Annotated in this window: 20 protein-coding genes and 1 riboswitch; of the genes, 2 read left to right on the top strand and 18 right to left on the bottom strand. The window is 71.2% G+C overall.

From position 1 onward, the window contains the following. The first annotated feature begins 16 nt into the window (after window positions 1-16). Entirely contained in the window at window positions 17-2,167 is a 2,151-nt protein-coding gene (locus tag GE300_RS10905) for a hypothetical protein (protein ID WP_154446600.1), read from the top strand. Between the two features lie 129 nt (window positions 2,168-2,296). On the opposite strand, the gene GE300_RS10900 is transcribed toward GE300_RS10905, so the two are convergent. From GE300_RS10900 to GE300_RS10875, 6 genes are all read right to left on the bottom strand, one after another. Next, window positions 2,297-2,788 carry a CreA family protein gene (locus GE300_RS10900; protein ID WP_154446599.1) on the bottom strand — a complete coding sequence of 164 codons (492 nt, stop codon included), beginning with the start codon at window positions 2,786-2,788 and terminating at the stop codon, window positions 2,297-2,299. Continuing rightward, entirely contained in the window at window positions 2,785-3,024 is a 240-nt protein-coding gene (locus GE300_RS10895; RefSeq protein WP_154446598.1) for a DUF2842 domain-containing protein, read from the bottom strand. Before GE300_RS10895 ends, GE300_RS10900 begins: the two co-directional genes overlap by 4 nt. Further along, window positions 3,024-4,316 carry an adenylosuccinate synthase gene (locus tag GE300_RS10890; RefSeq protein ID WP_154446597.1) on the bottom strand — a complete coding sequence of 431 codons (1,293 nt, stop codon included), beginning with the start codon at window positions 4,314-4,316 and terminating at the stop codon, window positions 3,024-3,026. The genes GE300_RS10895 and GE300_RS10890 overlap by 1 nt, the downstream gene beginning before the upstream one ends. A gap of 63 nt (window positions 4,317-4,379) precedes the next feature. Continuing rightward, the gene (locus GE300_RS10885; RefSeq protein ID WP_233416933.1) at window positions 4,380-5,051 is read right to left on the bottom strand and encodes a DUF2461 domain-containing protein; all 672 of its coding nucleotides are present in this window, start codon (window positions 5,049-5,051) and stop codon (window positions 4,380-4,382) included. Window positions 5,052-5,193: 142 nt separating this feature from the next. Beyond that, window positions 5,194-6,786, bottom strand: a complete 1,593-nt coding sequence (serA, locus tag GE300_RS10880; RefSeq protein WP_154446595.1) for a phosphoglycerate dehydrogenase — start codon at window positions 6,784-6,786, stop codon at window positions 5,194-5,196. An 80-nt stretch (window positions 6,787-6,866) separates the two neighbouring features. Further along, window positions 6,867-8,063, bottom strand: coding sequence for a phosphoserine transaminase (locus GE300_RS10875; RefSeq protein WP_233416932.1), 1,197 nt, complete (start codon window positions 8,061-8,063; stop codon window positions 6,867-6,869). A gap of 174 nt (window positions 8,064-8,237) precedes the next feature. Here GE300_RS10875 and GE300_RS10870 point away from each other — a divergent pair, with 174 nt between their 5' ends. Beyond that, window positions 8,238-9,125, top strand: coding sequence for a DMT family transporter (locus tag GE300_RS10870; RefSeq protein WP_154446594.1), 888 nt, complete (start codon window positions 8,238-8,240; stop codon window positions 9,123-9,125). A gap of 159 nt (window positions 9,126-9,284) precedes the next feature. On the opposite strand, the gene glmM is transcribed toward GE300_RS10870, so the two are convergent. The 12 genes from glmM to msrB form a co-directional block, all read right to left on the bottom strand. Further along, window positions 9,285-10,625, bottom strand: coding sequence for a phosphoglucosamine mutase (gene glmM, locus GE300_RS10865; protein WP_154446593.1), 1,341 nt, complete (start codon window positions 10,623-10,625; stop codon window positions 9,285-9,287). Between the two features lie 105 nt (window positions 10,626-10,730). Further along, window positions 10,731-11,534 (bottom strand): cell wall hydrolase, encoded by an 804-nt coding sequence (locus GE300_RS10860; protein WP_325063195.1) that lies wholly within the window; start codon window positions 11,532-11,534, stop codon window positions 10,731-10,733. Between the two features lie 329 nt (window positions 11,535-11,863). Beyond that, entirely contained in the window at window positions 11,864-14,497 is a 2,634-nt protein-coding gene (ppdK, locus tag GE300_RS10855) for a pyruvate, phosphate dikinase (protein WP_154446592.1), read from the bottom strand. An 80-nt stretch (window positions 14,498-14,577) separates the two neighbouring features. Further along, window positions 14,578-16,980, bottom strand: coding sequence for a glycine--tRNA ligase subunit beta (gene glyS / locus GE300_RS10850; RefSeq protein ID WP_154446591.1), 2,403 nt, complete (start codon window positions 16,978-16,980; stop codon window positions 14,578-14,580). Next, window positions 16,980-17,420, bottom strand: coding sequence for a DUF6446 family protein (locus GE300_RS10845; protein ID WP_154446590.1), 441 nt, complete (start codon window positions 17,418-17,420; stop codon window positions 16,980-16,982). Before GE300_RS10845 ends, glyS begins: the two co-directional genes overlap by 1 nt. Before the next feature lie 78 nt (window positions 17,421-17,498). After that, complete coding sequence (locus GE300_RS10840) at window positions 17,499-18,341, bottom strand: DUF1206 domain-containing protein (RefSeq protein WP_154446589.1); 843 nt, start codon at window positions 18,339-18,341, stop codon at window positions 17,499-17,501. Window positions 18,342-18,396: 55 nt separating this feature from the next. Next, entirely contained in the window at window positions 18,397-18,753 is a 357-nt protein-coding gene (locus tag GE300_RS10835) for a glyoxalase superfamily protein (protein ID WP_154446588.1), read from the bottom strand. Between the two features lie 61 nt (window positions 18,754-18,814). Continuing rightward, window positions 18,815-19,753: a glycine--tRNA ligase subunit alpha gene (locus tag GE300_RS10830; protein WP_154446587.1), complete on the bottom strand. Its 939-nt coding sequence runs from the start codon at window positions 19,751-19,753 to the stop codon at window positions 18,815-18,817. A 225-nt stretch (window positions 19,754-19,978) separates the two neighbouring features. Beyond that, window positions 19,979-21,427, bottom strand: a complete 1,449-nt coding sequence (locus tag GE300_RS10825; RefSeq protein ID WP_154446586.1) for a TrkH family potassium uptake protein — start codon at window positions 21,425-21,427, stop codon at window positions 19,979-19,981. Between the two features lie 42 nt (window positions 21,428-21,469). Further along, window positions 21,470-22,102: a GTP cyclohydrolase I FolE gene (gene folE / locus GE300_RS10820; RefSeq protein WP_154446585.1), complete on the bottom strand. Its 633-nt coding sequence runs from the start codon at window positions 22,100-22,102 to the stop codon at window positions 21,470-21,472. Window positions 22,103-22,302: 200 nt separating this feature from the next. Further along, complete coding sequence (gene metZ / locus GE300_RS10815) at window positions 22,303-23,499, bottom strand: O-succinylhomoserine sulfhydrylase (RefSeq protein WP_154446584.1); 1,197 nt, start codon at window positions 23,497-23,499, stop codon at window positions 22,303-22,305. 69 nt (window positions 23,500-23,568) lie between these two features. Beyond that, a riboswitch (SAM riboswitch) is annotated at window positions 23,569-23,647 on the bottom strand. 522 nt (window positions 23,648-24,169) lie between these two features. Continuing rightward, complete coding sequence (msrB, locus tag GE300_RS10810; protein WP_154446583.1) at window positions 24,170-24,634, bottom strand: peptide-methionine (R)-S-oxide reductase MsrB; 465 nt, start codon at window positions 24,632-24,634, stop codon at window positions 24,170-24,172. Window positions 24,635-24,736: the final 102 nt, after the last annotated feature.

The raw sequence follows: 24,736 nt of genomic DNA, 5'->3' as shown, positions 1-24,736 counted from the left end.
ACAGTGGAGGACCGAGATGACCGACAGCAAGAAGCTGGCCGTGGCCTATGGCGGGTTCGCCTGCGTGCTGGAGGGGTTCGACAACCCGTTCCCGATCATGCGCAAGGTGGTGCGCTACTTCCAGGACGTGGCCGAGAAGGACCCGGAATTCGCCGGCTACCGCGACATCGCCGACTTCGAATCGCTGCACGAGAAGCTGACCGACCCCGACGGCGGCAGCCGGCTGCTGTTCGAGCCGATCGCCGGCGGCGTGCACGTCCGCCGCTGCGCGGCAGCCGACGCCGCGGGCGAGCGTGCCTCCGACCATGCGCTCGACGATGCGCGCGACGATGCGCGCGACGGAGCACTCGACGGTGCGCGCGACGGAGCACTCGGCGATGCACTCGACGGAGCACTCGACGGTGCGCGCGACATCGACGAACCCGCTGCGCGAGACGAGGCCGGCGGCGACGAAGCCGATTCGCCCCCCGGCGCGGACCTCTCCGACCCGCACGACACCGCCGCCGCGCAAGACGCGCCCGCCGCGGACGAAAATGCCGCCGCGGACGCGGACGCCGAAGCTGATCGCCCGGTTCACCACGACGCGGTTCACCACGACGCGGATGCGGATGCGGACGCGGAATCAGAAACCGTCGCCGATCCCGAGGATCACATCTGGCACGGCGATTCGCTGGTGTTCGCCCACGATGCGGCCAGCCCCGCACCGGATGCCGAGCCGGAGCGGCACGCCGCCGACTCCGCCGCCGAATCTGCTGCCGAATCCGCCACCGAATCCGCGGGCCAGCCCGCCGTCGAAGCGGATGGCAGCACCCAACCGGATGCAGAGGCGGAGCGTCACGCCGCCGAAACAGCCGTTGAGCCCGCCGCCGAAAGCCGCGACGAAACTCGCGACGAATCGAGCCGCGCATCTGCCGACGCGGACGCGGCCGAGAACGCCGGCGAGACCGCCGGCGAGACCGTGGAACGCCATGCTGCCGACGATCGCACGGGCGAGGACACGGCCGCCGAGGCGGACCGCCACCGCGACGAACCGGCCGCCGCCGCGGCCGAAGCGCGCGACGCCGACACCGGCGCACGCCCCGCCGCGCCGCTGCGCCTCGATCAGGCGCCGCCGGCGCCCGACGCCGCGCATCGGCCGCTGACGGCGCTGCGGCTGGGCCCCGAAATGGCGACCGCGCCCGCCGACCCCGGGCCGGCGCCGGCGTTCATCGACACCGTCGAGGCCCCGCCCGAGCCCCGAGGCGGACTGTTCCGCACCCGCCCGCCGGCGCAGGCAGAGATGCCGCCCGCGGCGCGCGGAAAAGCTGCCGCGGACACGGCGGCGGAACCCGCCGACACCGCCGGTCCGGACCATTCCCGCCGCGGTCTGGGCGCGCGCACGCTGGGCGGGCTGCTGCGCCGCAAGGCCCCGAAGACCGGGATCGCCGCCGCGCCGCCCGAGACCGCAATCCCGCCCGCCGAGGCCACAGCACAGAAACCGGCACAGAAACCGGCGCACATCCCGGCCGCGGCCGCCGCCCCCGCCCCGGAACGCGAACCGGCGCCCGAACCGCTGCCCGATGCGTCCCGCGACGCGGCAGCGAAACCCGCGCCGAGCCGTCTGCGCGTGGTCGACGGCGATGCCGCGCCGCTGGACGCGCCCGCCGCCGGCGTCCGGCCGCACCCGGCCGCTGGCGCACGTCCCGCCGAGCCGTCCGCCGCCGAACCGGCGCCGCCGGCGCCCGAGCCGGCGGCGAAACCCGCCCCGGCCGCGCCGGCCCGCACCGGCGGCGGCAACGAGATGCGCGACCGGCTGCACTCCAGCTTCGCCGACATGCCCGAGCCGATGCCGGCCGCGCTGGACGTCGGCCCCGGCGAGGGCGACGCCGATCCGGGCAGCCCGGCGGGCTTCGCCCGCGCCGTCGGCGCCGCGTCGCTGCCCGAGATGATGGCCGCCGCGGCCGGCTTCATGATGATGATCGAGGGCCGCGACCACGTCAGCCGCGCCGAGCTGATGACCATGGTGCAGGCCATCGCCGGCGGCAGCCCGCTCAGCGCCGAGGCCAAGATCAAGGCGTTCGGCAAGCTGGTGCGCGGCGGCCGGATCGTACGCGCCGACGCCGGTCGGTTCTTCCTGTCCGCCGAGACGGTGCAGGACTTCCAGGAGCGGCTGAACGAACTGGTGTGACCGGACCGCGCACCGGACCGCGCACCGGGCGGCACGCGCCGCCCGCCCGCGCGGTCCCTCCCCGTCAGGCCCCGAACCGTGTCAGGCCCGAGCCGTGTCAGGCCCGAGCCGTGTCAGGCCCGAGGCGCGTCAGTCCCCGTTCCAGGGCCGGATCACCACCGCCGAGATCGCGTTCTTCGGCGAGCCGTCGATCAGCCGGTCGGAATAGGTCAGGTAGACCAGCGTCGCGCGCGCCTCGTCGTGGAACCGCACCACCTGCACCCGCTTGAACAGGATCGAGGTGCGGCGGCCGAACACCTCCTCGCCGTCCTCCAGCGGTCCACTGATCTCGATCGGCCCGGTCTGCCGGCAGGCGATCGACGCGTCCGAGGTGTCCTCGGCCAGCCCCAGCGACCCCCGCAGCCCGCCGGTCAGCGCCCGGCTGACGAAGCAGCTGACGCCCGACACCTTCGGATCGTCGAACGCCTCGACGACGATCTTGTGGTTGCGCCCCAGCAGCTTGAAGGCGGTGTCGACCTCGCCGATCTGCTCGGCGCGCGCGGCCGCCGCCGTCAGCAGGCCGGCCAGCAGCCCCGCCGCCAGCCCCGCCGTCAAAGCCGCCCCCCGTGCCAGATGCCTCATCGTCTCGCCTCCGCCTCGGGCTCCGCTTCGGGATCGGCCCGCCCCACGCCGCGGAACACCGCGCGGAACGGCAGCGCCCAGAGGATGCCCAGCGCGACATAGACCGCAAGCTCGACCCAGATCGGCGGCCGCTCGAACAACGCCAGCAGGTTGACCGCCGCGACGATGTACAGCGGCACGCCCACCAGCAGGATCAGCAGCGACAGCCGCCGCCTGGACTTGTAGCTCAGCTTCATCAGTCGGCAAACGGATCCCTGACCAGGATCGTGTCCTCTCGTTCGGGTGAAGTCGACAGTAGCGCGACCGGGCAGTCGATCAATTCCTCGATGCGGCGGACGTACTTGATCGCCTGCGCCGGCAGCTCGGCCCAGCTGCGCGCGCCCCGGGTGGTCTCGGACCAGCCGGGCATCTGCTCGTAGACCGGCCGGCAGCGCGCCTGCTGGTCGGCGGCGGTCGGCAGATGGTCCAGCCGCGCGCCGTCCAGCTCGTAGCCGACGCAGATCTTCAGCACCTCGAACCCGTCCAGCACGTCCAGCTTGGTCAGGCAGATGCCGTCGATGCCGGAAATCGCGCAGGTCTGCCGCACCAGCGCCGCGTCGAACCAGCCGCAGCGCCGCTTGCGCCCGGTGGTGGTGCCGAACTCGTGGCCGCGCTCGCCCAGCCGCTGGCCGTCGGCGTCGTCCAGCTCGGTCGGGAACGGGCCTTCGCCGACGCGGGTGGTATAGGCCTTGACGATGCCCAGCACGTAGTCGATCGCGCCCGGCCCGACACCGACCCCGGTGGCCGCCTGCCCGGCGATCACGTTCGACGAGGTGACGTACGGGTAGGTGCCGAAGTCGATGTCCAGCAGCGAGCCCTGCGCGCCCTCGAACAGGATCCGCTTGCCGGCCTTGCGCTTCTCGTTCAGCAGCTTCCAGACCGGCGCCGCGTAGGGCAGGATCTGCGGCGCGATCGCCTCCAGATCGGCGATCAGCCCGTCGCGGTCTATCGGCTCCAGCCCCAGCCCGGCGCGCAGCGCGTTGTGATGCACCAGCGCCCGGTCGACGCGCAGTGCCAGCGTGGCGGCGTCGGCCAGGTCGGCGACGCGGATGACGCGGCGGCCGACCTTGTCCTCGTAGGCCGGGCCGATGCCGCGGCCGGTGGTGCCGATCCGCGCGACCGCGTTCTGGCTCTCCCGCGCCCGGTCCAGCTCGCCGTGGAACGGCAGGATCAGCGGCGTGTTCTCGGCGATCACCAGCGTCTCGGGGCTGATCTCGACGCCCTGTCCGCGGATCGTCTCGATCTCCTTGACCAGGTGCCAGGGGTCCAGCACCACGCCGTTGCCGATCACGCTCAGCTTGCCGCCGCGCACCACGCCCGAGGGCAGCGCGTGCAGCTTGAAGACCTTGCCGTCGATCACCAGCGTGTGGCCGGCGTTGTGCCCGCCCTGGAAGCGCGCCACCACGTCGGCCCGCTCCGAGAGCCAGTCGACGATCTTGCCCTTGCCCTCGTCGCCCCACTGGGCGCCCACCACGCACACGTTCGCCATGCCGGTCCTCTCCGCTTCGTTGCCCCGACCCCATACGCCAACGGCGCGGCGACCGAAAGGGGCTCAGGGCCGCGCGCGCGGCTCCCGTGCGGCGCCGACATGCTGCGCCAGCCAGTCGGTCAGCGGCCGCGCCATATCCCAGGTGCGGAACGCGTGCTGCAGCGGCCGGCGCCCGTCCAGCGCCGCGTCCGGCGCCAGCCGCGCGCCGGCGGTGATGCTCTTCAGGCGCAGCAGCTCCAGCCGCGGGTGGTCCCTGGCGACGCCGCGCGGGATGCCGCTCAGGCTGTCGCCGCCGACGTCCAGCCCGGCGGCGCGCAGCGCCTCGAAGATCCGCCGCAGCGCCTCGCCGCTGCCTTGCGCATCGACCGCGGCGCGGAACCGGCGCAGCTGGTCCGGCGACAGCTGGTGCGCGCCGGTGCCGGCGTAAAAGCCGTCCCGGGTCAGCGCCGCGTACAGCGCCCGGCCGTCCGGCAGCCCGGTGACCAGCCCGTAGGTGCTGGTCTTGTACGGGCTCCTGTCCTTGCCGAAGCGCAGGTCGCGGTGCTGGCGGAACAGCTTGACGCCGCCGCCGTGGCGCTCGGCGGCCTCGGCGATCAGCCGCAGCATCGGCGTGCGGATCTGCGCCTCGAAACCGTCGCGGTTGGCGTCGTACCAGCTTTTCGAGTTGTCGGCGGCCAGCTCGCGCAGCAGATCCACCGCGCGGGGGCCGAATCCGGTGAACGGCGCGTCCACCATGACCGGGTCCTCCCTGATGCGATCAGAGTGCCGCATCCGCCGCGCCGGTCAAGCGTCACGCGCGCGCCCGGCGCCCCGGGGACCGGGGCGCCGGGCTGCAGGTCGTGCGCGCGTCAGCGCGCGCCGCCCGGTTGCCGGCGGATCAGAACCGCAGCGCCTTGGCCTGCCGGACCTGCGCCAGACCCTGGATCCTCTCCAGCGCCGCGGGCGGGACCACGGCGTCGACGCCCAGCAGCGCGATCGCCTCATCGCCCCTGGCCGAGCGGCCCAGCGCGAAGGTGGCGATGTTGATCCCGAGCTCGCCCAGCAGCGTGCCCAGCGCGCCGATATAGCCCGGCGTGTCGGTGTTCGCGGTGTACAGCATGAACTCCGACGGCTCGGCCTCCAGGTTGATGCCCTTGATCTGGATGAACCGCGGCTTGCCGTCGGAATAGATCGTCCCGGCGACCGAACGGGTCTGCGTCTCGGTGGTCACGATCAGCCGCACGTAGCTGCCGAATGCGCCCTGCGCGTCCTTGCGCGTCTCGGAGATGCGGATGCCGCGCTCGCGCGCCACGATCGGCGCCGAGACCATGTTGACGCCGCCCTCGCCGACCAGCGGGATCAGCATCGCCGCGGTCAGCGCCGAGGTCAGCGGCTTCAGGTTCAGCTGCCCGACCTGGCCGACGTACTCGATCTCGATCTCGCGGATCGCGTGCTCGGTCATCTGCCCGGCAAAGCTGCCCAGATTGCCGCACAGCGCGATCCACGGCTTCAGGATCGGCGCCTCCTCGGCGGTCACCGACGGCGCGTTCAGCGCGTTGGCGATCGCGCCGCGCACCAGGTAGTCCGACATCTGCTCGGCGACCTGCAGCGCCACGTTCTCCTGCGCCTCCGAGGTCGAGGCGCCCAGGTGCGGCGTGCAGACCACGTTCGGCAGGCCGAACAGCGGGTTCTCCTTCGCCGGCTCCTGCGCGAACACGTCGAAGGCGGCGCCGGCCAGGCGGCCCGATTTCAGCGCCTCGGCGACCGCGGCCTCGTCGACCAGCCCGCCGCGGGCGCAGTTGATCAGCCGCGCGCCCGGTTTGATCCTCGCGATCATCTCGGCCGACAGGATGTTCGCGGTCTTCTCGGTCCTGGGCAGGTGCAGGGTGATGAAATCGGCGCGGCCCAGCATCTGGCCCAGGTCCTCGACCTTCTCGACGCCCATCTCTCGGGCGCGGTCCTGGCTGAGGAACGGATCGAACGCGATCACCTTCATCTTCAGCCCCAGCGCGCGGCTGGCGACGACCGAGCCGATGTTCCCGGCCCCGATCAGCCCCAGCGTCTTGCCGGTGATCTCCGAGCCCATGAACTTCGACTTCTCCCACTTGCCGGCCTGGGTCGAGGCATCGGCGGCGGGGATCTGCCGGGCGACGGCGAACATCATCGCGATGGCGTGCTCGGCGGTGGTGATCGAGTTGCCGAACGGCGTGTTCATCACCACGATCCCCCGGGCCGAGGCGGCGGCGATATCGACGTTGTCGACGCCGATCCCGGCGCGGCCGATGACCTTCAGGTTGGCCGCCTTGTCCAGAAGATCGGCGGTCGCCTTGGTGGCCGAGCGGATCGCCAGGCCGTCGTACTCGCCGATCACCTGCGCCAGCTTCCCGGGGTCCTTGCCGAGCTCCGGCTGGAAATCCACCTCGACCCCGTTGTCGCGGAAGATCTGCACCGCTGCGTCGGAAAGCTTGTCTGAAATCAGTACCTTGGGCATGTCAAGTCATCCTGTGTGGCAAGGCGCGCCCGGGGGCCGCGATCCATGCGCGGCGCCATCGGGCGGGCCGGAAAAAGGGATCAGAGCGCGGCCTTGGCCTCGGCGAAGGCCCAGTCCAGCCACGGCGTCAGCGCCTCGACATCGGCGGCATCGACGGTGGCGCCGCACCAGATCCGCAGACCGGCGGGGGCGTCGCGATAGCCGTTGATGTCGAACGCGGCCTCGTGCCTTTCCAGCAGCTTGACCATCGCCTTGGTGAACGCCTTCTGCCCGGCATCGTCCAGCGCGGCGATATCCGGATCGACGATCTTCAGGCAGACCGAGGTGTTCGACCGCGCCGCCGGATCGGCGACAAGGTTCCGGGCCCAGTCCGACGCATCGACCCAGGCCTGCAACGCCGCGAAGTTCGCGTCCGCCCGTGCCCTGGTCGCGGGCATGCCGCCGATCTCGTCGATCCAGTCCAGCGCATCGATGCAGTCGGCCACCGCCAGCATCGACGGCGTGTTGATCGTCGCACCCTCGAAGATGCCCTCGATCAGCTTGCCGCCCTTGGTCAGCCGGAAGATCTTCGGCAGCGGACGGCCGGCATCGAAGCTTTCCAGCCGCTCGACGGCGCGCGGCGACAGGATCAGCACCCCATGCGCGCCCTCGCCGCCCATCACCTTCTGCCACGAGAAGGTCAGCACGTCGACCTTGGCCCAGTCCACGTCCTGCGCGAACACCGCCGAGGTGGCATCGACGAAAGTCAGCCCTTCGCGGTCCGCGGCGATCCAGTCGAAATCCGGAATGCGGGCGCCCGAGGTGGTGCCGTTCTGGGTGAAGCAGACATCGGCATCGGCGCGGACCTGGCTCAGGTCCGGCAACTCGCCATAGCCGGCCTCGATCACCCGGCAGTCGTCCAGCTTCAGCTGCTTCATGGCGTCCGACGCCCAGCCGGCGCCGAAGCTCTCCCACACCAGCATGTCGACCGGGCGCGCGCCCAGCATCGACCACATCGCCATCTCGAACGCGCCGGTGTCCGAGGCGGGCACGATGCCCACGCGATAGCCCTTGGGCACGCCCAGCAGCGCGCCGATGCGGTCGATCGCCTCCTTCAGCTGCGCCTTGGGGCCGGCGGCGCGGTGCGACCGGCCCAGCCAGGCCTTCGCGGCGACGGTCTCGGCGGACCAGCCGGGGCGCTTGGGACAGGGACCGGAGGAAAACTCGGGGCGTGCAGGCTTGCGGGTCGGCATCTGCACACGCGCAGGCGCGGCCTGCGGCGTTTCGGGGAGGCTCATGGACGGCTCCGTCGTCAGGGTGACATTGCTGAGCCCGCCACCGCTCACCCATAACCCGGCGACGCGCCCGCCGCCCGCATACGCCCGGCCCGCGCACCGGTCAAGACGGTTTGCGCTTTCGCCCGCGCCCCGGCGGGCGTAGACGGGCCGGGGCAGGAAACCTTCGGAGCGGATATGAAACAGGACTGGATCGGCATCGGCTCGCTGGCGCTGCTGACCGTCGTCTGGGGCTCGTCCTTCGCGCTGATCACGGTGGCGCTGGACGGCTTCCCGCCGATCGGCGTCGCCGTGTTCCGGGTGCTGTTCTCGGCGCTGGCGCTGGCGCTGCTGGCGCGCGCGCTGGGCCATCCCCTGCCGCGCGATCCGAAGATCTGGGCGTGGTGCGCGGCGGTGGGCCTGATCTCGCTGCTGGTGCCGTTCTTCCTGATCGCCTGGGGCCAGCAGAGCGTGCCCAGCGCGCTGGCCTCGATCTACATCTCGGCCTCGCCGCTGTTCGTGCTGCTACTCTCGCGGCTGGTGCTGGGCGAGCAGGTCAGCGCCCGCCGCTGGGCCGGCTTCGCCGTCGGCTTTTTCGGCATCGTGCTGCTGACCGGCCCGGGCGCGCTGACGCAGCTTGGCTCGGGCAACGCGCTGCCGCAGCTGGCGCTGCTGGCGGCGGCGGCCTGCTATGCCGGCAGCTCGGTGCTGATCCGCCGGATGCCCGAGGTGCCGCCGATCCCGGCCAGCGCCGCCGCGCAGATCGCCGCCGCGGTGTTCGCGCTGCCGCTGCTGCCGATGGCCCTGCCCGAGGCGGTGCCCGCCGCCGGCCCGCTGCTCGCGATCGCGGTGCTGGGCGTGGTGCAGACCGGGCTGGCGCATGTGCTGCGCTATGCCACCGTCCGGCGCTCGGGGCCGGTGTTCATGTCCACCGTCGGCTACCTGATCCCGCTGTGGGCGACGCTGCTCGGCGTGGGCCTGCTGGACGAGACGCTGAGCGGCGCGCAGCTCGCCGGCTTCGCGCTGATCGTCGGCGGGCTGGTGCTGGCGCGCAAGCGACGCGCGCGCGCCGCGGCGCCCGCCTGAGGCCGCCTGATACCGCCGCAGGATTCGGCGGAAATCCCGAGGGTCCGGCGTTCACGAAGTTTTCACGAAGTTTTCAGGTGGCATTTCAGGTACTTGAGGGGGTTTTCACGGTGATATCCCGCCTTTGCACGCTGCCTGCCGGCGTCGGCCGGTCCAATATCAGCTGGCGCGGGCGATCTCGGCGGCCACGCTCTGCACCACCTCGCTCAGCAGCGCCGGGTCCTCGGCCTCGCCCATGACCCGTACCAGCGGCTCGGTGCCGGACTTGCGGATCAGCAGCCGCCCGGTGCCGTTCAGCCGCGCCTCGGCGGCGGCGATGGCGCGGCGCACGGCCTCGGCCTCCAGCGGCGCCGCGCCGGCGGCGTAGCGGACGTTCTCCAGCAGCTGCGGCACCGGCTCGAACACCCGCGCCAGCGCGCTCGCCGGCCGGCCGCTCTCGACCATCGCCGACAGGAACTGCAGCCCGGCGATCAGCCCGTCGCCGGTGGTGGCATGGTCCGTCATCACCACGTGGCCGGACTGCTCGCCGCCCAGGTTGAAGCCGCCCGCGCGCATCGCCTCGACCACATAGCGGTCACCGACCGCGGTGCGCTCCAGCCGCAGGCCGCGGCCCCTGAGGTGACGCTCCAGCCCCAGGTTCGACATCACCGTCGCGACCAGCGTGCCCCTGGCCAGCCGCTGCTGGTCGGCCCACAGCCCGGCGATCAGCGCCATCAGCTGGTCGCCGTCGGCGATGCGGCCGGTCTCGTCGATGATCATCACCCGGTCGGCGTCGCCGTCCAGCGCGATGCCCAGGTCCGCGCCATGCACCACCACCGCCTCGGCGGCGGCCGCGGGATCGGTCGAGCCGCAGCCCAGGTTGATGTTGTAGCCGTTCGGCGCGACGCCGACCGGCACCACCTCGGCGCCCAGCTCGTACAGCACTTCCGGCGCGGTGCGATAGGCGGCGCCGTGGGCGCAGTCGACCACCACCTTCAGCCCGGCCAGCGACTGCCGGCCCGGAATCGTGCCCTTGGCGAACTCGACATAGCGCGAGCGGTCGCCCTCGATCCGGCTGGCGCGGCCGATCTCCTCGGACGGCACAGGCTCGGGCTCGCCCTCGAGCAGCGCCTCGATCGCCTCCTCGGCGGCGTCGGACAGCTTGTAGCCGTCGGGGCCGAAGAACTTGATGCCGTTGTCCTGGTAGGGGTTGTGCGAGGCCGAGATCATCACCCCCAGGTCGGCCCGCATCGAGCGCGTCAGCATGCCCACCGCCGGCGTCGGCACCGGCCCCAGCAGCAGCACGTCGGCGCCGACGCTGGTCAGTCCGGCGGTCAGCGCGTTCTCGATCATGTAACCGGACCGGCGGGTGTCCTTGCCGATCACCACCCGGTGGCGGTGGTCGCCGCTGCGGAAATAGCGCCCGGCGGCGGCGCCCAGGCGCAGCGCCATCGCGGCGGTCATCGGGTGGCTGTTGGCGGTGCCGCGCACCCCGTCGGTCCCGAAAATCTTGCGGCCCATGAACCTCTCCGTCGCCCGGTCAGGCGGCCGCGGCACCACTGCCCGGCCGGCTCCGGCACGTCGTAGCACGGGGCACGCGCGGACGCACGCCCCGCGGACGCAAGGTCAGTTGCTGGCCTGCTGCACCGGCAGCCGGTAGAACAGGTGGCGGCCGATCTGCGCGGTGCGGGTCAGCCGCCGCGCCCAGGACGGCTTTACCGCCGTGGTGTGGTAATGCGTGGCGCCGCTGGTCAGCGCGCGATCGCGGCCGTCCAGCATCAGCCGGGCGATCTTGCCCACGCGCTCGTAGGCGCGCTTCTCGCTGAAGGTCTCGGGCTTGCCGTCGCAGCGGAACGAGAACTGGCAGGCGTCGCGGCGCTGCTCGCCCTGCGAGATCACGCCGCAGACCGAGTCCGGATAGCGGCGGCTGTCGACCCGGTTCAGGATCACCTCGGCGACCGCCAGCTGGCCCTTCAGCGATTCGCCGCGGGCCTCGAAGTACAGCGCCTCGGTCAGGCAGGCCCATTCCGGACCGCCCGAGGCCACCGGTAGCCGGTCCAGCGTGTCGCGGTCGTACTCGCCCGGCTGGCGGTGGTCGAAGGGGCGGATCGCGCTGCGCGCCTCGCCGGCCTGGCGGGCGGCGGTCGCGTCCATCATCGTCAGCTGCCGCGACATCGCCAGCCCCGCGCCCGAGCGCGAGCGCTGGAGCCGCTGCGCGAGCTTGTCGCGAACGATGCCGCCGTGCGGCGCGATCGCCAGCCCGGCCCGCTTCTCGGTTTCGGCGGTGCGGGCCAGGGTGCGCTGCTGCTCCATCATTGCCGAGATCTGGTCATCCAGCCGGTTCAGCGCCTCGGGCGGCGCATCGATGTTCCGTCCTGCGTGTGCTTGTGGGACAAGGCCGATGGTGATCGCAAAAAGAAGACCGGCCAAGATGTGCCACCCCGCCCCGAAAGGGCGGGCGTTCACTGAAACGTACATTGTCACTCCCCACGCAACGATCCCGAAGGACGTACCAGCAGTCCGCGAACCATCGAAACTCCCCCACGACGGACCGCGCGCGGAATCGGTTCTGAAGCGTGAGGGGACCTTATGTCGACTCGGAGCAAACGGAATGGGACCTGCGGTCGCAGGCGGAATCGGGGACCGATCCGCAATTTGGCCAACGTGTCCAGATTTTTGCGGAGGTTTCCTCAGAAATCTGCGTCGGCGGAATCTCGCTCATCCCGCGTCTGCGGGTCGCGTGTCAAGCCCCGGTTTTTTCAGGAAGTTTCAGAATCATCCCCGTGATTCACAGGCTCGGCGCCGTGCCCGCCGCCCTCGGTCAGGATGGTCACCTGCGCCGCCGCCAGCCGCGCGATCGGCACCCGGAACGGCGAGCACGAGACATAGTCGAAGCCGGCGATCTTGCAGAACCGGATCGATTCCGGGTCGCCGCCATGCTCGCCGCACAGCCCCAGCGTCAGGTCGCTGCGCACCGAGCGGCCGCGGTTGGTGGCCAGCAGCAGCAGCTCGCCCACCCCCTCGACGTCGAGCGAATGGAACGGATCCTCGGGGAACACGCCCTTGGCGACATAGTCGCGCATGAAGCGCCCGGCGTCGTCGCGGCTGAGGCCGTAGGTCATCTGCGTCAGGTCGTTGGTGCCGAAGCTGAGGAACGCCGACGAGCGCGCCAGGTCCGCCGCCCGCAGCGCCCCGCGCGGGGTCTCGACCATCACCCCGATGCGGTAGTCGAGGCGCCGGCCGCGCTCGGCGGCGACCGCGGCGGCGATGCTGTCGACGCGGGCCTTGACCAGCTCCAGCTCGCGGTTGGCCGAGACCAGCGGGATCATGATCTCGGGGATCACCGGCACCCCGGCGGCCTCGCCGGCGTTGTGCGCCGCCTCGAAGATGGCGCGGGCCTGCATGTCGTAGATCTCGGGCATGGTGATGCCCAGCCGCACGCCGCGCTTGCCCAGCATCGGGTTGAACTCGCGCAGGTCCTCGGCGCGGGCGATCACGTCCTCGACCGGCAGGTTCATCGCCCGGGCCAGCGCCGCCAGCTCCTCTTGGCCATGGGGCAGGAACTCGTGCAGCGGCGGGTCCAGCAGGCGGATCGTCACCGGCAGGCCCTCCATGATCCCGAACAGCGCCTCGAAATCGCCGCGCTGCATCGGCAGCAGCCGGTCCAGCGCGACCTGCCGCTCGGCGCCGTTCGAGGCGAGGATCATCTCGCGCATGACGTCGATGCGGTCGCCCTCGAAGAACATGTGCTCGGTCCGGCACAGGCCGATGCCGTCGACCTTGAAGCGCCGCGCCAGCGCCGCGTCGGCGGGGGTGTCGGCATTGGCGCGCACGCCCAGCGCGCGCACCTCGTCGGCCCAGCCCATCAGCGTGTCGAACGCGGCCGAGGGCACCGCCGGCAGCATCGCCGGGGCGCCGGCCAGCGCCTCGCCGGCGGTGCCGTCGATGGTGATGCTGTCGCCGGCGCCGAAGGCGCGGCCGTCGGGCGCGGTCAGCCGGCCGCGGCGCAGGTCGAGGTGCAGCTCGCCCGCGCCGACCACGCAGGGCAGGCCGAGGCCGCGGGCGATCACCGCGGCGTGGCTGGTCATGCCGCCGCGCACCGTCAGCACGCCGACGGCGGCGTGCATGCCGCGGATGTCCTCGGGGCTGGTCTCGACCCGCACCAGGATCGCGTCCTCGCCCTGGGCATGCAGCGCCATCGCCGCCTCGGGCGAGAAGCAGATCTTGCCGGTCGCCGCCCCCGGGCTGGCCGGCAGGCCGGTGCCGAAGATGTCGCGGCGGGCGTTGGGGTCGATGCGCGGGTGCAGGGTCTCGATCAGGTTGCGCGGCTCGACCCGCAGCAGCGCGATCTCGCGGGTGATCGCGCCCTGCCCGACCAGGTCGACCGCGATCTGCACCGCCGCCGAGGGGCTGCGGCGCACCGGCGTCGCGTCGAGGATGTGCAGCGTGCCGGCCTCGACGGTGAACGGCAGTTCGAACACGTCGCCCAGGCTGCTGGTCAGCGCCGCGGCGTGGCGGGCCAGCGCGGCGAAGGCGTCCGGGTCCAGCGCCTGCAGCGACGGCAGCGTCTGGCCGGCGGCGGCGCGCTCGGCCTCGGTGATCATGTGCGGCGTGCGCGCGCCGCGGGCGGCGTCGTTGCCCTGCGCGTCGGGCAGGAAGCGCCCGGTCGCCGCCGCCCGCCCGGTGGTGCTGTCGACGGCCTGGAAGAACCCGGCGCCGCTGCGCCCCTGGCCCAGGCCGAACACCATGCGCTGCAGGATCAGCCCCAGCCCGGCGTCCGCCGGCGCGCCGCTGGATTCGCGCAGGATCCGCGCGGTCAGCCCGTGCCATTCGTCGACCATCGCCCGCACCGCGCCGTCCAGTTGCTGCTCCAGCGTCTGCGGGAACGGCATCTCGACCTCGTCGGCGTAGAACCGCTTCGACTCCTCGACGATCGCCAGAAGGTCCGCCTCGGACAGGGTGTCGCACAGCTTCATGCGGTCGTAGTGGATGTTGTCGAAATCCTCGGGATCCAGCCCCGAGACCCGCACCGCGTAGGCGCGGATCGCGCGGGCATAGGCCGCCAGCGCGCCGCGGCGGCCGATACGCTCGACCAGCGCCGGCAGCACCGCGTCGCACAGCCCGACGTTGAGGATCGCCTGCGGCCCGCCCCAGCGCCGGTCGCCGGCCGAGCCGCGCAGCGCCAGCACCGGCCCCAGCGACGGGTCCGGCGCGGGCACCCGCGCGCCTTCGGCGATGGCGCGCACGGTGTCGAAGTCGAGCACCGTGGCGCCGGGCACCGGCAGGCCCAGCGCGGCCATGCGGGCAAGCCGTTCGGCGCGCGCGCCGAACTGCTCGGCGGCGCCTGCGGCATCACGCAGCGGGGCGATTCCCGTCACCGGCGGCTCTGTCATTCCATCATCCATGTGCGGTGCAGCATAAACCGGATCGCGCCGGGCGCAAATCGCGAATGCTGCGACCGATTCGCCGCCCGTCAGCCCTCGATGACGGACAGGATCGCCACCCGGTTCATCACCGCGCGGATGCGGTTCAGCAGGCACAGCCGGTTGCGGCGCACCATGTCGCTGTCGGCGTTGACCATGACATTGTCGAAGAACGCGTCGATCGGCGCGCGAAGCCCGGCCATCGCCGCCATCGCGGCGGCGAAGTCCTCGGCCTGCAGCGCCGGGGCGATCCGCGCCTCGGCTATGTCGAGGGCGTCGAACAGCGCGCGTTCCTCGCCGGTCTCGGCCAGCTGCGGCTGCGGGTCGAGCGAGTATTCGACGCCGTCCTTCTTCTCTTCCTGCGCCAGGATGTTCGCGGCGCGCTTGTAGCCCGCCAGCAGGTTCGCCCCGTTGTCGGTGTCCAGAAACGCCTGCAGCGCACGGACGCGGTTCACCAGCAGCACCAGGTCGTCCTGCCCGCCAAGCTGGAAGCAGGCGTCGATCACGTCGTGACGGATGCCCTCGCCGCGGAGATGGACCTTGAGGCGGTCGGCGAAGAAGGAGATGAGGTCTGCAGAAAACCGTTCTTCCAAGCTTGAAAGCAATGCTAATCCGTCATCGGACATACCGGCTGCCTCACCCGCGCTCACCGGCTCAAGAGCAGATAGCCTGTCAAACTGCTCTACTGAGCTGTAGTACTCATCTGGTACTTCAATATTTTCTCCTTTTGAGTACTTTGGGTTAATCTTAAGTGTCCTCAAGCCATCTTCTACTTCACTGCTATACACCAACTCATGGTATGCAAAAGTGACGTAAGGAGGCAAATTCTCAACTAGGTCCATCCCCTTTTGCCCTTCGTAACCACGAGAAAGGTCACCGAACCTCTCCAAGTTTAAGCCAAAACCGTAAAAATTATTTAGCGACCCCTCCCTGTAAATACTTGAGAGTATCGCCTTCAACCTCATACGCGTGCGATTTGCCAGGAGTATCCGAATAACCCCCAGCGCCGCCCGCCGCAGTGCATAGGGATCGCCCGAGCCCGTCGGCTTCTCATAGATGGCCCAGAAGCAAGTCAGCATGTCGATCTTGTCGGCCAGCGCCACGGCGACCGAAACTGGCTCGGTCGGCACGTCGTCGGAGGGCCCCAGGGGCTGGTAGTGGGCGGCGCAGGCCTTGGCCACCGCGTCACTCAGTTTGGCTTCGCGGGCATAGTATCCGCCCATAATTCCCTGTAATTCCGGGAACTCGTAGACCATCTCCGAAGCCAAATCAGCCTTGACCACCTGCGCAGCCTTACCAGCTTCGCTTTCATCAGCGCCGACCTGCCGGGCGATCTCGCGCGCCAGCGCCTCGATCCGGGCGATGCGTTCGGCCTGGGTGCCCAGCCTGGCGTGGAAGGTGACGTTGGCGAGCGGCGCGGCCATGCCCTCCATCCCCTTGTCGCGGATCGTGCGCAGGTCGTTTTCCCAGAAGAACTTGGCGTCGGACAGGCGCGCGGCCAGAACCTTGTCGTTGCCGTGCAGGATCGTCGCGCCCTGATCCGCCGTCTCGCGGTTGGCGACGGTGACGAACTTCTCGATCCGGCCGGTATTCGGGTTCCGCACCGAAAAGAACTTCTGGTGTTCTTTCATCGAAGTGCGCAGCACCTCGGGCGGGAGGTCCAGGAAATCCTCGCCGATGTCGCCGATCAGCACCACCGGCCATTCGACCAGCCCCGCGACCTCGGCCAGCAGGCCCTTGTCCTCGACCACTTCCAAGCCTTGTGCAAAGGCCATCTGCTCGGCGTCGTGGCGGATCTTGTCGGCGCGGGTTTCCGGATTCAGCATGACATGGGCGCGGGCCAGTTTCAGCTCGTAATCCTCGAACGAGATGACGGCGAACCGCTCCGGCGCCATGAACCGGTGCCCGACGGTGCTGTCGCCCGCGGCGATGCCGTCGACGTCGAACGGCACCACCTGCGCCCCAGCCTCGTCGCTCAGGATGCACAGGATCGAGTGCAGCGGGCGCACCCAGCGCAAGGAACCGCTGCCCCAGCGCATGGATTTCGGCCAGGGGAAGCTGCGCACCACCTGCGGCACCACCTCGGCGATGATGTCCGATGCCGCGCGGCCGGGGCGTTCCATCACCGCGAACAGCACCTGGCCCTTCTTGTCGTCGCGGACTTCGAGCTGCTCTCGGGTCAGGCCGGTGGAGCGCAGAAAGCCCTCGATCGCCTTTTCGGGTGCGTCGGCGCGCGGGCCCTTGCGCTCCTCGCGGGTGTCGGGCGAGCGGCCGGTCAGCCCCTCGACGGCCAGTGTCAGGCGGCGGGGCGTGGCGAAGGCACCCGCCCCGGCATAGGTCAGCCCGGCCGCGACCAGCGCTTCGGTGACCAGGCGCCTGAGATCCTCGGCGGCGCGGGCCTGCATCCGCGCGGGGATCTCTTCGGACAGCAGTTCGAGCAGAAGATCGGGCATCAGTTTGCAAATCTCTCGTTGAGCTGGCGCCACTGGAAGGCGCGGCCGTCGGGATAGACGGCGACGATCCGGTCGATGCCGTCGAATTCCTCGGTGGCGGCAAGGTAGGCGGTGGCGGTCCCGGCCTGAAGGTCGTGCGCCAGCCGGTCGGTGGGAAAGCAGTCGAACCAGAACGGCGGGGTCAGCGGCTCGGCCGCCTCGGCCCGCGGCAGGCCGTCGAAGGCCGCCGGATCGGCGGTGAAGCAGCCGCGCAGCTTCAGCCCCGACGAGGTGGCGTCGATCCCCTGGTAATCCCGCACCGGGATCTCGCGCCCCGACACGGCGATGCTGCCCAGCCCCGTGACCCGCTCGTAATAGGCGTAGGTCTGGAACCAGAACAGCGCCGCCCCGAAGACGGCGACGAACAGCAGCAAGGCGCCGACGAAGATGCGGCCGGGCATGGTCCCCTCGTGGTCAGTCCGGTCGGGGGATACCGGGCGCGCCGGGGGGCGTAAAGCCGTTTCTCGCCCGCCGGCGGGTCAGACCCGCGCCTCGGCCCGGCGCTTGGCGGCGCGCGCCATCGAGATCACGTCGCGGCCGGCGCGGGCCGGCACGATCCGGTAGACCGCCTCGATCCAGCAGTAGACGGCGAAGCCGACGAAGCCGAGGCCCATCAGCCCCAGCAGCACGCGCCCGAACGCGGCCTGCCGCACCGTCGCGAAGGCCTGCTCCATCCCGCCCGCCTCGGAGGCGTCCGAGGTCCAGCCGGCATAGACGAAGAAGCCGCCGATCAGGGCGATGGCGATGCCGTGGGCCAGCAGCCCGGCCTTGCAGACCGGCTCCAGCCGCTCGGTCAGGCGGGTGGCGCGCAGGTTGCGCTTGTACTTCTCGGACAGGCCCTTGTAGCCGTAGTAGATGCCGGCGCCGATCACGATCAGGCCGCCGATCACCACCAGCCAGCGGCCGAACGGCATCTGCATCAGCCGGGCGGTCCAGCTTTCGGTGCCGCCGCCCGAGCCGCCGCCGCCCAGCGCCACGCGCGCGGCATAGATCGCCAGGCCCAGGTGGACGACGCCCGAGACGGCGATGCCGGTGCGCGCGATCAGCCCCCTGGCGTCGGTGCCGTGGCGCTCCAGGTCCATCCACGACGCCAGCCCGCGCCACAGCGCGTAGGCCAGCAGACCCAGCGCCACCGCCCACAGCAGCGCCTGCCCCCAGGGCCCGCCCTGCAGCGACGAGATCGCGCCGGTGGTGCCTTCGGCATTGCCGCCGCGCACGGCGCTGGACACCGCGATGCCGCCGACCACGGCGTAGACGAAACCGCGCGCGGCATAGCCTGCGCGCATGGCCGGGACCACCCAGGCCGGCGCCGTATCGGACATCTCGCTTCCCCCTTGCTGATCAGGAACAGCGCGCGGGGCGGCGGAAAGTTCCCGGCTACGGGTCGGCGCCGAAGCACAGCACGTTGCCGTCGGGATCGGCGATCTCGAATTCGCGCATGTCGTATTCGGTGCGCTCGATGCCGCGGATCAGGCTGCCGCCGCTGGCCCGGATCTCCTCCGCCAGCGCGTCCAGCCCGGTGACGTGGAAATAGGCGCGCCAGCGGTGATAGGGCGCCTCGGCGCCCTGGTAGGCCTCGACGAAGACCCGGGCGCGGTCGCGGATGAAGATGCCGAAGCCCGGCGGCGCGCCGGCCTCCTCGGCCAGGCGGAAGCCCAGGATGCGGGTGTAGAAGTCGCGCGCGCGGGCGTAGTCGCCCGAGCGCAGGACCGGCGTCGCCGACTCGATGGTCATGGCTGCCCCCTTTCTGCTGCGCCGCCATGGTGCCCCGGGCCGGCGCGGAGGGCAAAGCGCGTCAGGCGGCCTCGGGGGTCCAGCCGCCGGCCTCGGTACGCACGAAGGCGTCGGCGCTGCGTCTGGCCAGCGCCCGCACCCGGCCGATATAGGCCTGCCGCTCGGTCACGCTGATCACGCCGCGCGCGTCCAGCAGGTTGAAGATATGGCTGGCCTTGATGCACTGGTCGTACGCCGGGTGCGCCATGACGATTCGCCGGCCGGTCTTGGGGTCGACCTCGGGCTGGTCCAGGATCCGGGCGCACTCGGCCTCGGCCTCCTCGAAATGGCGCAGCAGCACCTCGGTGTCGGCGACGTCGAAGTTCCAGCGCGAATATTCCTGCTCGGTCTGGCGGAAGATGTCGCCGTAGCTCAGCGCGATCGGCGCCTGCGGATTGTTGAACGGCATGTCCATCACGTGGTCGATGCCCAGCACGTACATCGCCAGCCGCTCCAGCCCGTAGGTCAGCTCGCCCGAGACCGGGTGGCAGTCGTGGCCGCCGACCTGCTGGAAATAGGTGAACTGGCTGACCTCCATGCCGTCGCACCAGACCTCCCAGCCCAGGCCCCAGGCGCCCAGCGTCGGGCTTTCCCAGTCGTCCTCGACGAAGCGGATGTCGTGCAGCGCCATGTCGATGCCGATCGCCTGCAGGCTGCCCAGGTACAGCGCCTGCAGGTCGGGCGGGCTGGGTTTGATCAGCACCTGGAACTGGTAGTAGTGCTGCAGCCGGTTCGGGTTCTCGCCGTAGCGCCCGTCGGTCGGCCGGCGCGAGGGCTGGACATAGGCCGCCGCCCACGGCGCCGTGCCCAGCGAGCGCAGCGTGGTCGCCGGGTGGAAGGTGCCGGCGCCGACCTCCATGTCATAGGGCTGCAGCACCGCGCAGCCCTGCCCGGCCCAGTAGGTCTGAAGCCGCAGGATGATCTCCTGGAAGCTGCGGGGGCGGGTGATGTCGGAACTCATGCGCGGGAACCCTCTGCCGTTCGCGCGCCTGCTTAGACGCCCGGGCGGGCGCGGTCAATTCGGCCCGCGGCGGCGGGCGGGGTCAATTCGGCCCGCGGCGGCGGGCGCGGTCAATCCGGCCCGCGGACGCGGGCGGGGTCAATTCGGCCCGCGGCGGCGGGCGCGGTCAATCCGGCCCGCGGACGCGGGCGGGGTCAATCCGGCCCGCGGACGCGGGCGGCCCCCTCAACGCCGCCAGAACGCCAGGCTGAACAGCACGAACACCGACATCAGCTCCAGCCGGCCCAGCAGCATGGCGAAGGCCAGCACCCATTTCACCTGCGGCGACAGGCTGGCGTAGTTGCCCGACGGGCCGATGATCTGGCCCAGCCCCGGGCCGATGTTGGCCAGCGCCGCGGCCGCGCCCGAGATCGCCGTCACCGGGTCCAGGCCCATCAGCGACAGCAGCACCGACAACACCGCCAGCGACAGGTAGAACATCACGAAGAACGCCATCACCGAGTTGATCACGTCGTCGCCCACCGGCTTGCGGTCGTAGCGCAGCACGAACAGACCGTGCGGGCTCTGCAGGCGGCGCACCTGGGTGAAGATCGCCGCGAACAGCAGCTGGTAGCGGAAGATCTTGACCGAGCAGCAGGTCGAGCCGGCGCAGCCGCCGACCAGCCCGATCAGGAAGAAGGTGGCGACCGCGAAGCCGCCCCACAGCTGGTAGTCGGTCGAGGCGTAGCCGGTGCCGGTGATGATCGACACGGCGTTGAACAGCGCGGCGCGGAACGCCGCCTCGGGCAGGCTGTCCAGCTGCCAGAACTGCCAGGCGGTCAGCATCCCCACGACGATGACCAGCAGCAGCAGGAATCCGCGTACCTGCGCGTCGCGCAGCAGCGGCCCGGCGGCGCCGCGCATCAGGTACAGGTACAGCACGAACGGCAGGCTGGCGATGATCATGAACAGCGCGCCGACGTATTCCGCCGCCGCCGGATAGGCGCCGAACGACAGGTCGTGGTTCGCCATCCCGCCGGTCGCCAGCGTGGTCATCGCATGCACCAGCGCATCCAGGAACGCCATCCCGGCCCAGCTGTAGGCGATCATGCAGGCCACCGTCAGCGCCAGGTAGATCACCGAGATCGAGACCGCGATCTCGCCCGCGCGGGGCAGGATCTTGCCGCCGGTGTCGAACGCCTCGGACCGGAAGATCTGCATGCCGCCGACGCGCAGCGCCGGCAGGAACGCCAGCGCCACGACGATCATGCCGACGCCGCCGAACCACTGCATCATCCCGCGCCACAGCAGCGTGCCCGCCGGCAGATCCTGCAGCCGGACCAGCACGGTGGCGCCGGTGGTGGTGAAGCCCGACATCGCCTCGAAGAACGCGTCGGTATAGCTGACCCCGGGCGCGCCGATCCAGAACGGCAGCGCGCCGAACAGCGGCAGCGCCAGCCAGGTGCCGGTGGTGAGGAGGAAGATCTGCTGCAGCGTCAGCCCCGGATCGCGCCCGCTCATGCAGGCCAGCGCCATGGTGCCGCCGCTGACCACGGTGACCAGCGCCGCGACCGCGAAGGTCGCGCCTTCCCCACGGGCCTCGATCATGTCGGCCAGCAGCGGCAGCAGCATGGTGATGCCCAGCGCCGCGACCAGCATGCCGATCACGTAGCCCACGGGCCTGACGTCTATCATGCGGCAACGGTTTTCCGCAGCCGCGCCGGAAGTCAAGCGTGCTCAGGACCCGCGGCTGACGGGATTGCCGATGATCGACAGGAATTCGCGCCGGGTGTCGGCGGCGCGGAACGCGCCCAGCAGGGTCGAGGTGACCATGGTCACCCCCGGCTTGTGCACGCCGCGGGTCGACATGCACTGGTGCTCGCCCTCGATCACCACCGCGACCCCCTGCGGCTGCAGCACGTTGTCCAGCGCCGCGGCGATCTGCGCCGTCATCTTCTCCTGCACCTGCAGGCGCTTGGCGAAGGCATCGACGACGCGGGCAAGCTTGGAGATGCCGACCACGCGGTCGGTGGGGATGTAGCCGACATGCACCTTGCCGATGATCGGCGCCAGGTGATGCTCGCAATAGCTCTCGAAGCGGATGTCGCGCAGCACCACCATCTCGTCATAGCCGGCGACCTCCTCGAAGGTGCGCTGCAGCATGGCGTCCGGGTCCTCGCCGTAGCCGCGGAACCACTCCTCGTAGGCGCGCACGACGCGGCCGGGGGTGTCGCGCAGCCCCTCGCGGTCCGGATCGTCCCCCGCCCAGCGCAGCAGGGTGCGCACCGCCGCCTCGGCCTCGGCGCGGCCGGGGCGCGGCAGGGCGGGCGCGGCATCGCCGCCGGCGGCCTTCGATTCATGCACGTTCATGCGGTGGTCCCTCCGGATGCCGTTGCGTCTCTCGTGGGGTAAGATGGGGCTGCGGGCGGCCGGGGAAAACCCCCTGCCCGGTCACCTGCCGGTCACCTGCGCGTTTCCCGCCCGTCTGCCGCTAGGCGACCGGGCCGCGCGCGCCGCACAGCCCGCCGCACAGCCCGCCACCCCCGCCACCACCCCGGCCGCCGCCCGGCTCAGGCCGCGTCCAGCGCCTGCAGCAGGTCGGCGACCAGATCGTCGCCGTCCTCCAACCCGACCGACAGCCGGATCAGCCCCGGGGTGATGCCCAGATGCTCCCTCGCCGCCGGGTCGAGCCGCTGGTGGGTGGTGGTCGCGGGATGGGTGGCGATCGACTTGGCGTCGCCCAGGTTGTTCGAGATCAGCGCGATCTTCATCGCGTTCAGCACCCGGAACGCCGCCGCCTGGCCGCCGTGCACGTCCAGCGCCAGCACCGTGCCGCCGGCGGTCATCTGCCGCGCCGCCAGATCCGCCTGCGGGTGGCCGGGCAGCCCCGGGTACAGCGTGCGGCGCACCTTGGGATGCCCCTCGATCGCGCGCGCCAGCTTCAGCGCGGTCTCGGCCTGCGCGCGGCAGCGCAGGTCCAGCGTCTCCATCCCCTTCAGCATCACCCAGGCGTTGAACGGGCTCATCGCGCCGCCGGTGTGCTTGAGATAGGGCTCCAGCGTGCCGCGGATGAAGTCGCGGGTGCCCAGCACCACCCCGCCCAGACAGCGGCCCTGGCCGTCGATGTGCTTGGTGGCGGAATAGATCACCACGTCGGCGCCCAGCTCCAGCGAGCGCTGGAAGATCGGCGTGGCGAACACGTTGTCGACCACCACCAGCGCGTCGTGGCGGTGCGCGACCGCGGCCACCGCCGTGATGTCGACCAGCTCCAGCGTCGGGTTGGACAGGCTCTCCAGGAACACCAGCCGGGTGTCCGGGCGCACCGCCGCCTCCCATTGCGCCAGGTCGGCGCCGTCGACGAAGGTCACCTCGACGCCGAAGCGCGGCAGCAGCGTCTCGACGATCCACAGGCACGAGCCGAACAGCGCCCGCGCCGAGACCACATGATCGCCAGCCTTCAGGCAGGCGACCAGCGCGCCGTTGACCGCGGCCATGCCGCTGGCGGTGGCAAAGGCGTCCTCGGCCCCTTCCAGCTGCGCGATGCGGTCCTCGAACATGCGCACCGTCGGATTGCCGTAGCGGGCATAGATGAACTCGTCTGGGCCGGCATCGATGAACCGCGCCTCGGCGGTCTCGGCGTCGGGATAGACGAAGCCCTGGGTCAGGAACAGCGCCTCGGACACCTCGCCGTACTGCGAGCGGCGGCTGCCGCCGTGCACCAGGCGGGTGCGCGGGTTCCAGTTCGGATCGGGCTGCGCGTCTTTCATGTGGTTCCCGCCCTTGCGGCGGCCTCCTGGTCAAACAAAAAACCCCGACCGGGGAGGATCGGGGCACCGTGCGTTCGGACCGCGACCTCTTTAGCGGAATGTTTTACGTGGCCCGCAATCCGGTAAACAAATCGCCACGGAGGTTGTGCTACTCCATGCCTGCACGGCGGTCAATGTTCTTCGGGGGGTGTCCGGTAGCGGCGACATGCCGGCGCGGCAGGCAGGCACGCGCCGCCGGCCGGGGCCGGCGGCCGGGCGGTGCCGCCCGCAGCCCGCCGCTCAGAAGCGGCCCGGGTAGTGCCGCATCAAGGCCTGCACGTCCGGATCGCCGGCGAAGGCGTCGGGATTGCGGCTCAGCATGTCCTGCATGAAAGCCGGGGGCGCACGGGTGCAGGGCGCGGTGCCATGCGCCCGGTCGAACGCGGCGATGCGGTCGGCGAGCGTGTGGAGGCTCGCCCCGCCGCCCGGTGGACCTGATCGGCCATTCGCCGGGCCCGCGCGTGGCGCTGCAGGCGGCGGCCCGGCGGCAGCGCGGCCGGCTGGGGCAGATCGTGCCGCTGGGCGGCGCCGAGTTCGACGCCGTGGCGCTGGGCTGCCTGGCCGCGCCGGGGGCGGCGGGGGCGCCGGCGCGGTGCGCCCGGCGGCTTGAGCCCGGGCCCGAGCCCGAGCCTCAGCCCTCGCCGTCGAGCCCGGCCAGCCCCTCCGCATCCGCGTCCGGCGCGTCGTCGTCGTCTTCGCCCGCCCCCGCGGGGCGGAAGTCGAGCGCGACGCCGTTCATGCAGTAGCGCAGCCCGGTCGGCTGCGGCCCGTCGGGAAACACATGCCCCAGGTGCGAGTCGCAGCGCGAGCACAGCACCTCGGTCCGGCGCATGAAGAACGCGCGATCCTCCTTCTCGTCGACCGCCTGCGCGTCGACCGGCGCCCAGAAGCTGGGCCAGCCGGTGCCGCTGTCGAACTTGGTCTGCTGGTCGAACAGCGGCTGGCCGCAGCCGGCGCAGGCGAAGGTGCCGGGCTGCTTGGGGAAATCGTCATGGGTGAAGGCGCGCTCGGTGCCATGCTTGCGCAGCACCTTGTAGGCCAGGTCGGACAGCTGCGCGCGCCACTCGGCATCGCTCTTGACGATCTTTTCGGCCATGTTCGCCCTTTCTTCACGAGTACTGAAATAGTCTTTGCACGGTGGCCCCGCGATGGTCATATAGAGGTCACGGTTCGATGCCACAGCGTGCATGTAACGCTG

The sequence above is a fragment of the Halovulum marinum genome, assembly GCF_009697225.1.
GTDB classification, from domain to species: domain Bacteria; phylum Pseudomonadota; class Alphaproteobacteria; order Rhodobacterales; family Rhodobacteraceae; genus Halovulum; species Halovulum marinum.
Note: the sequence above shows the minus strand (reverse complement) of the source record. Positions and strands in the feature narration are given on the sequence as shown.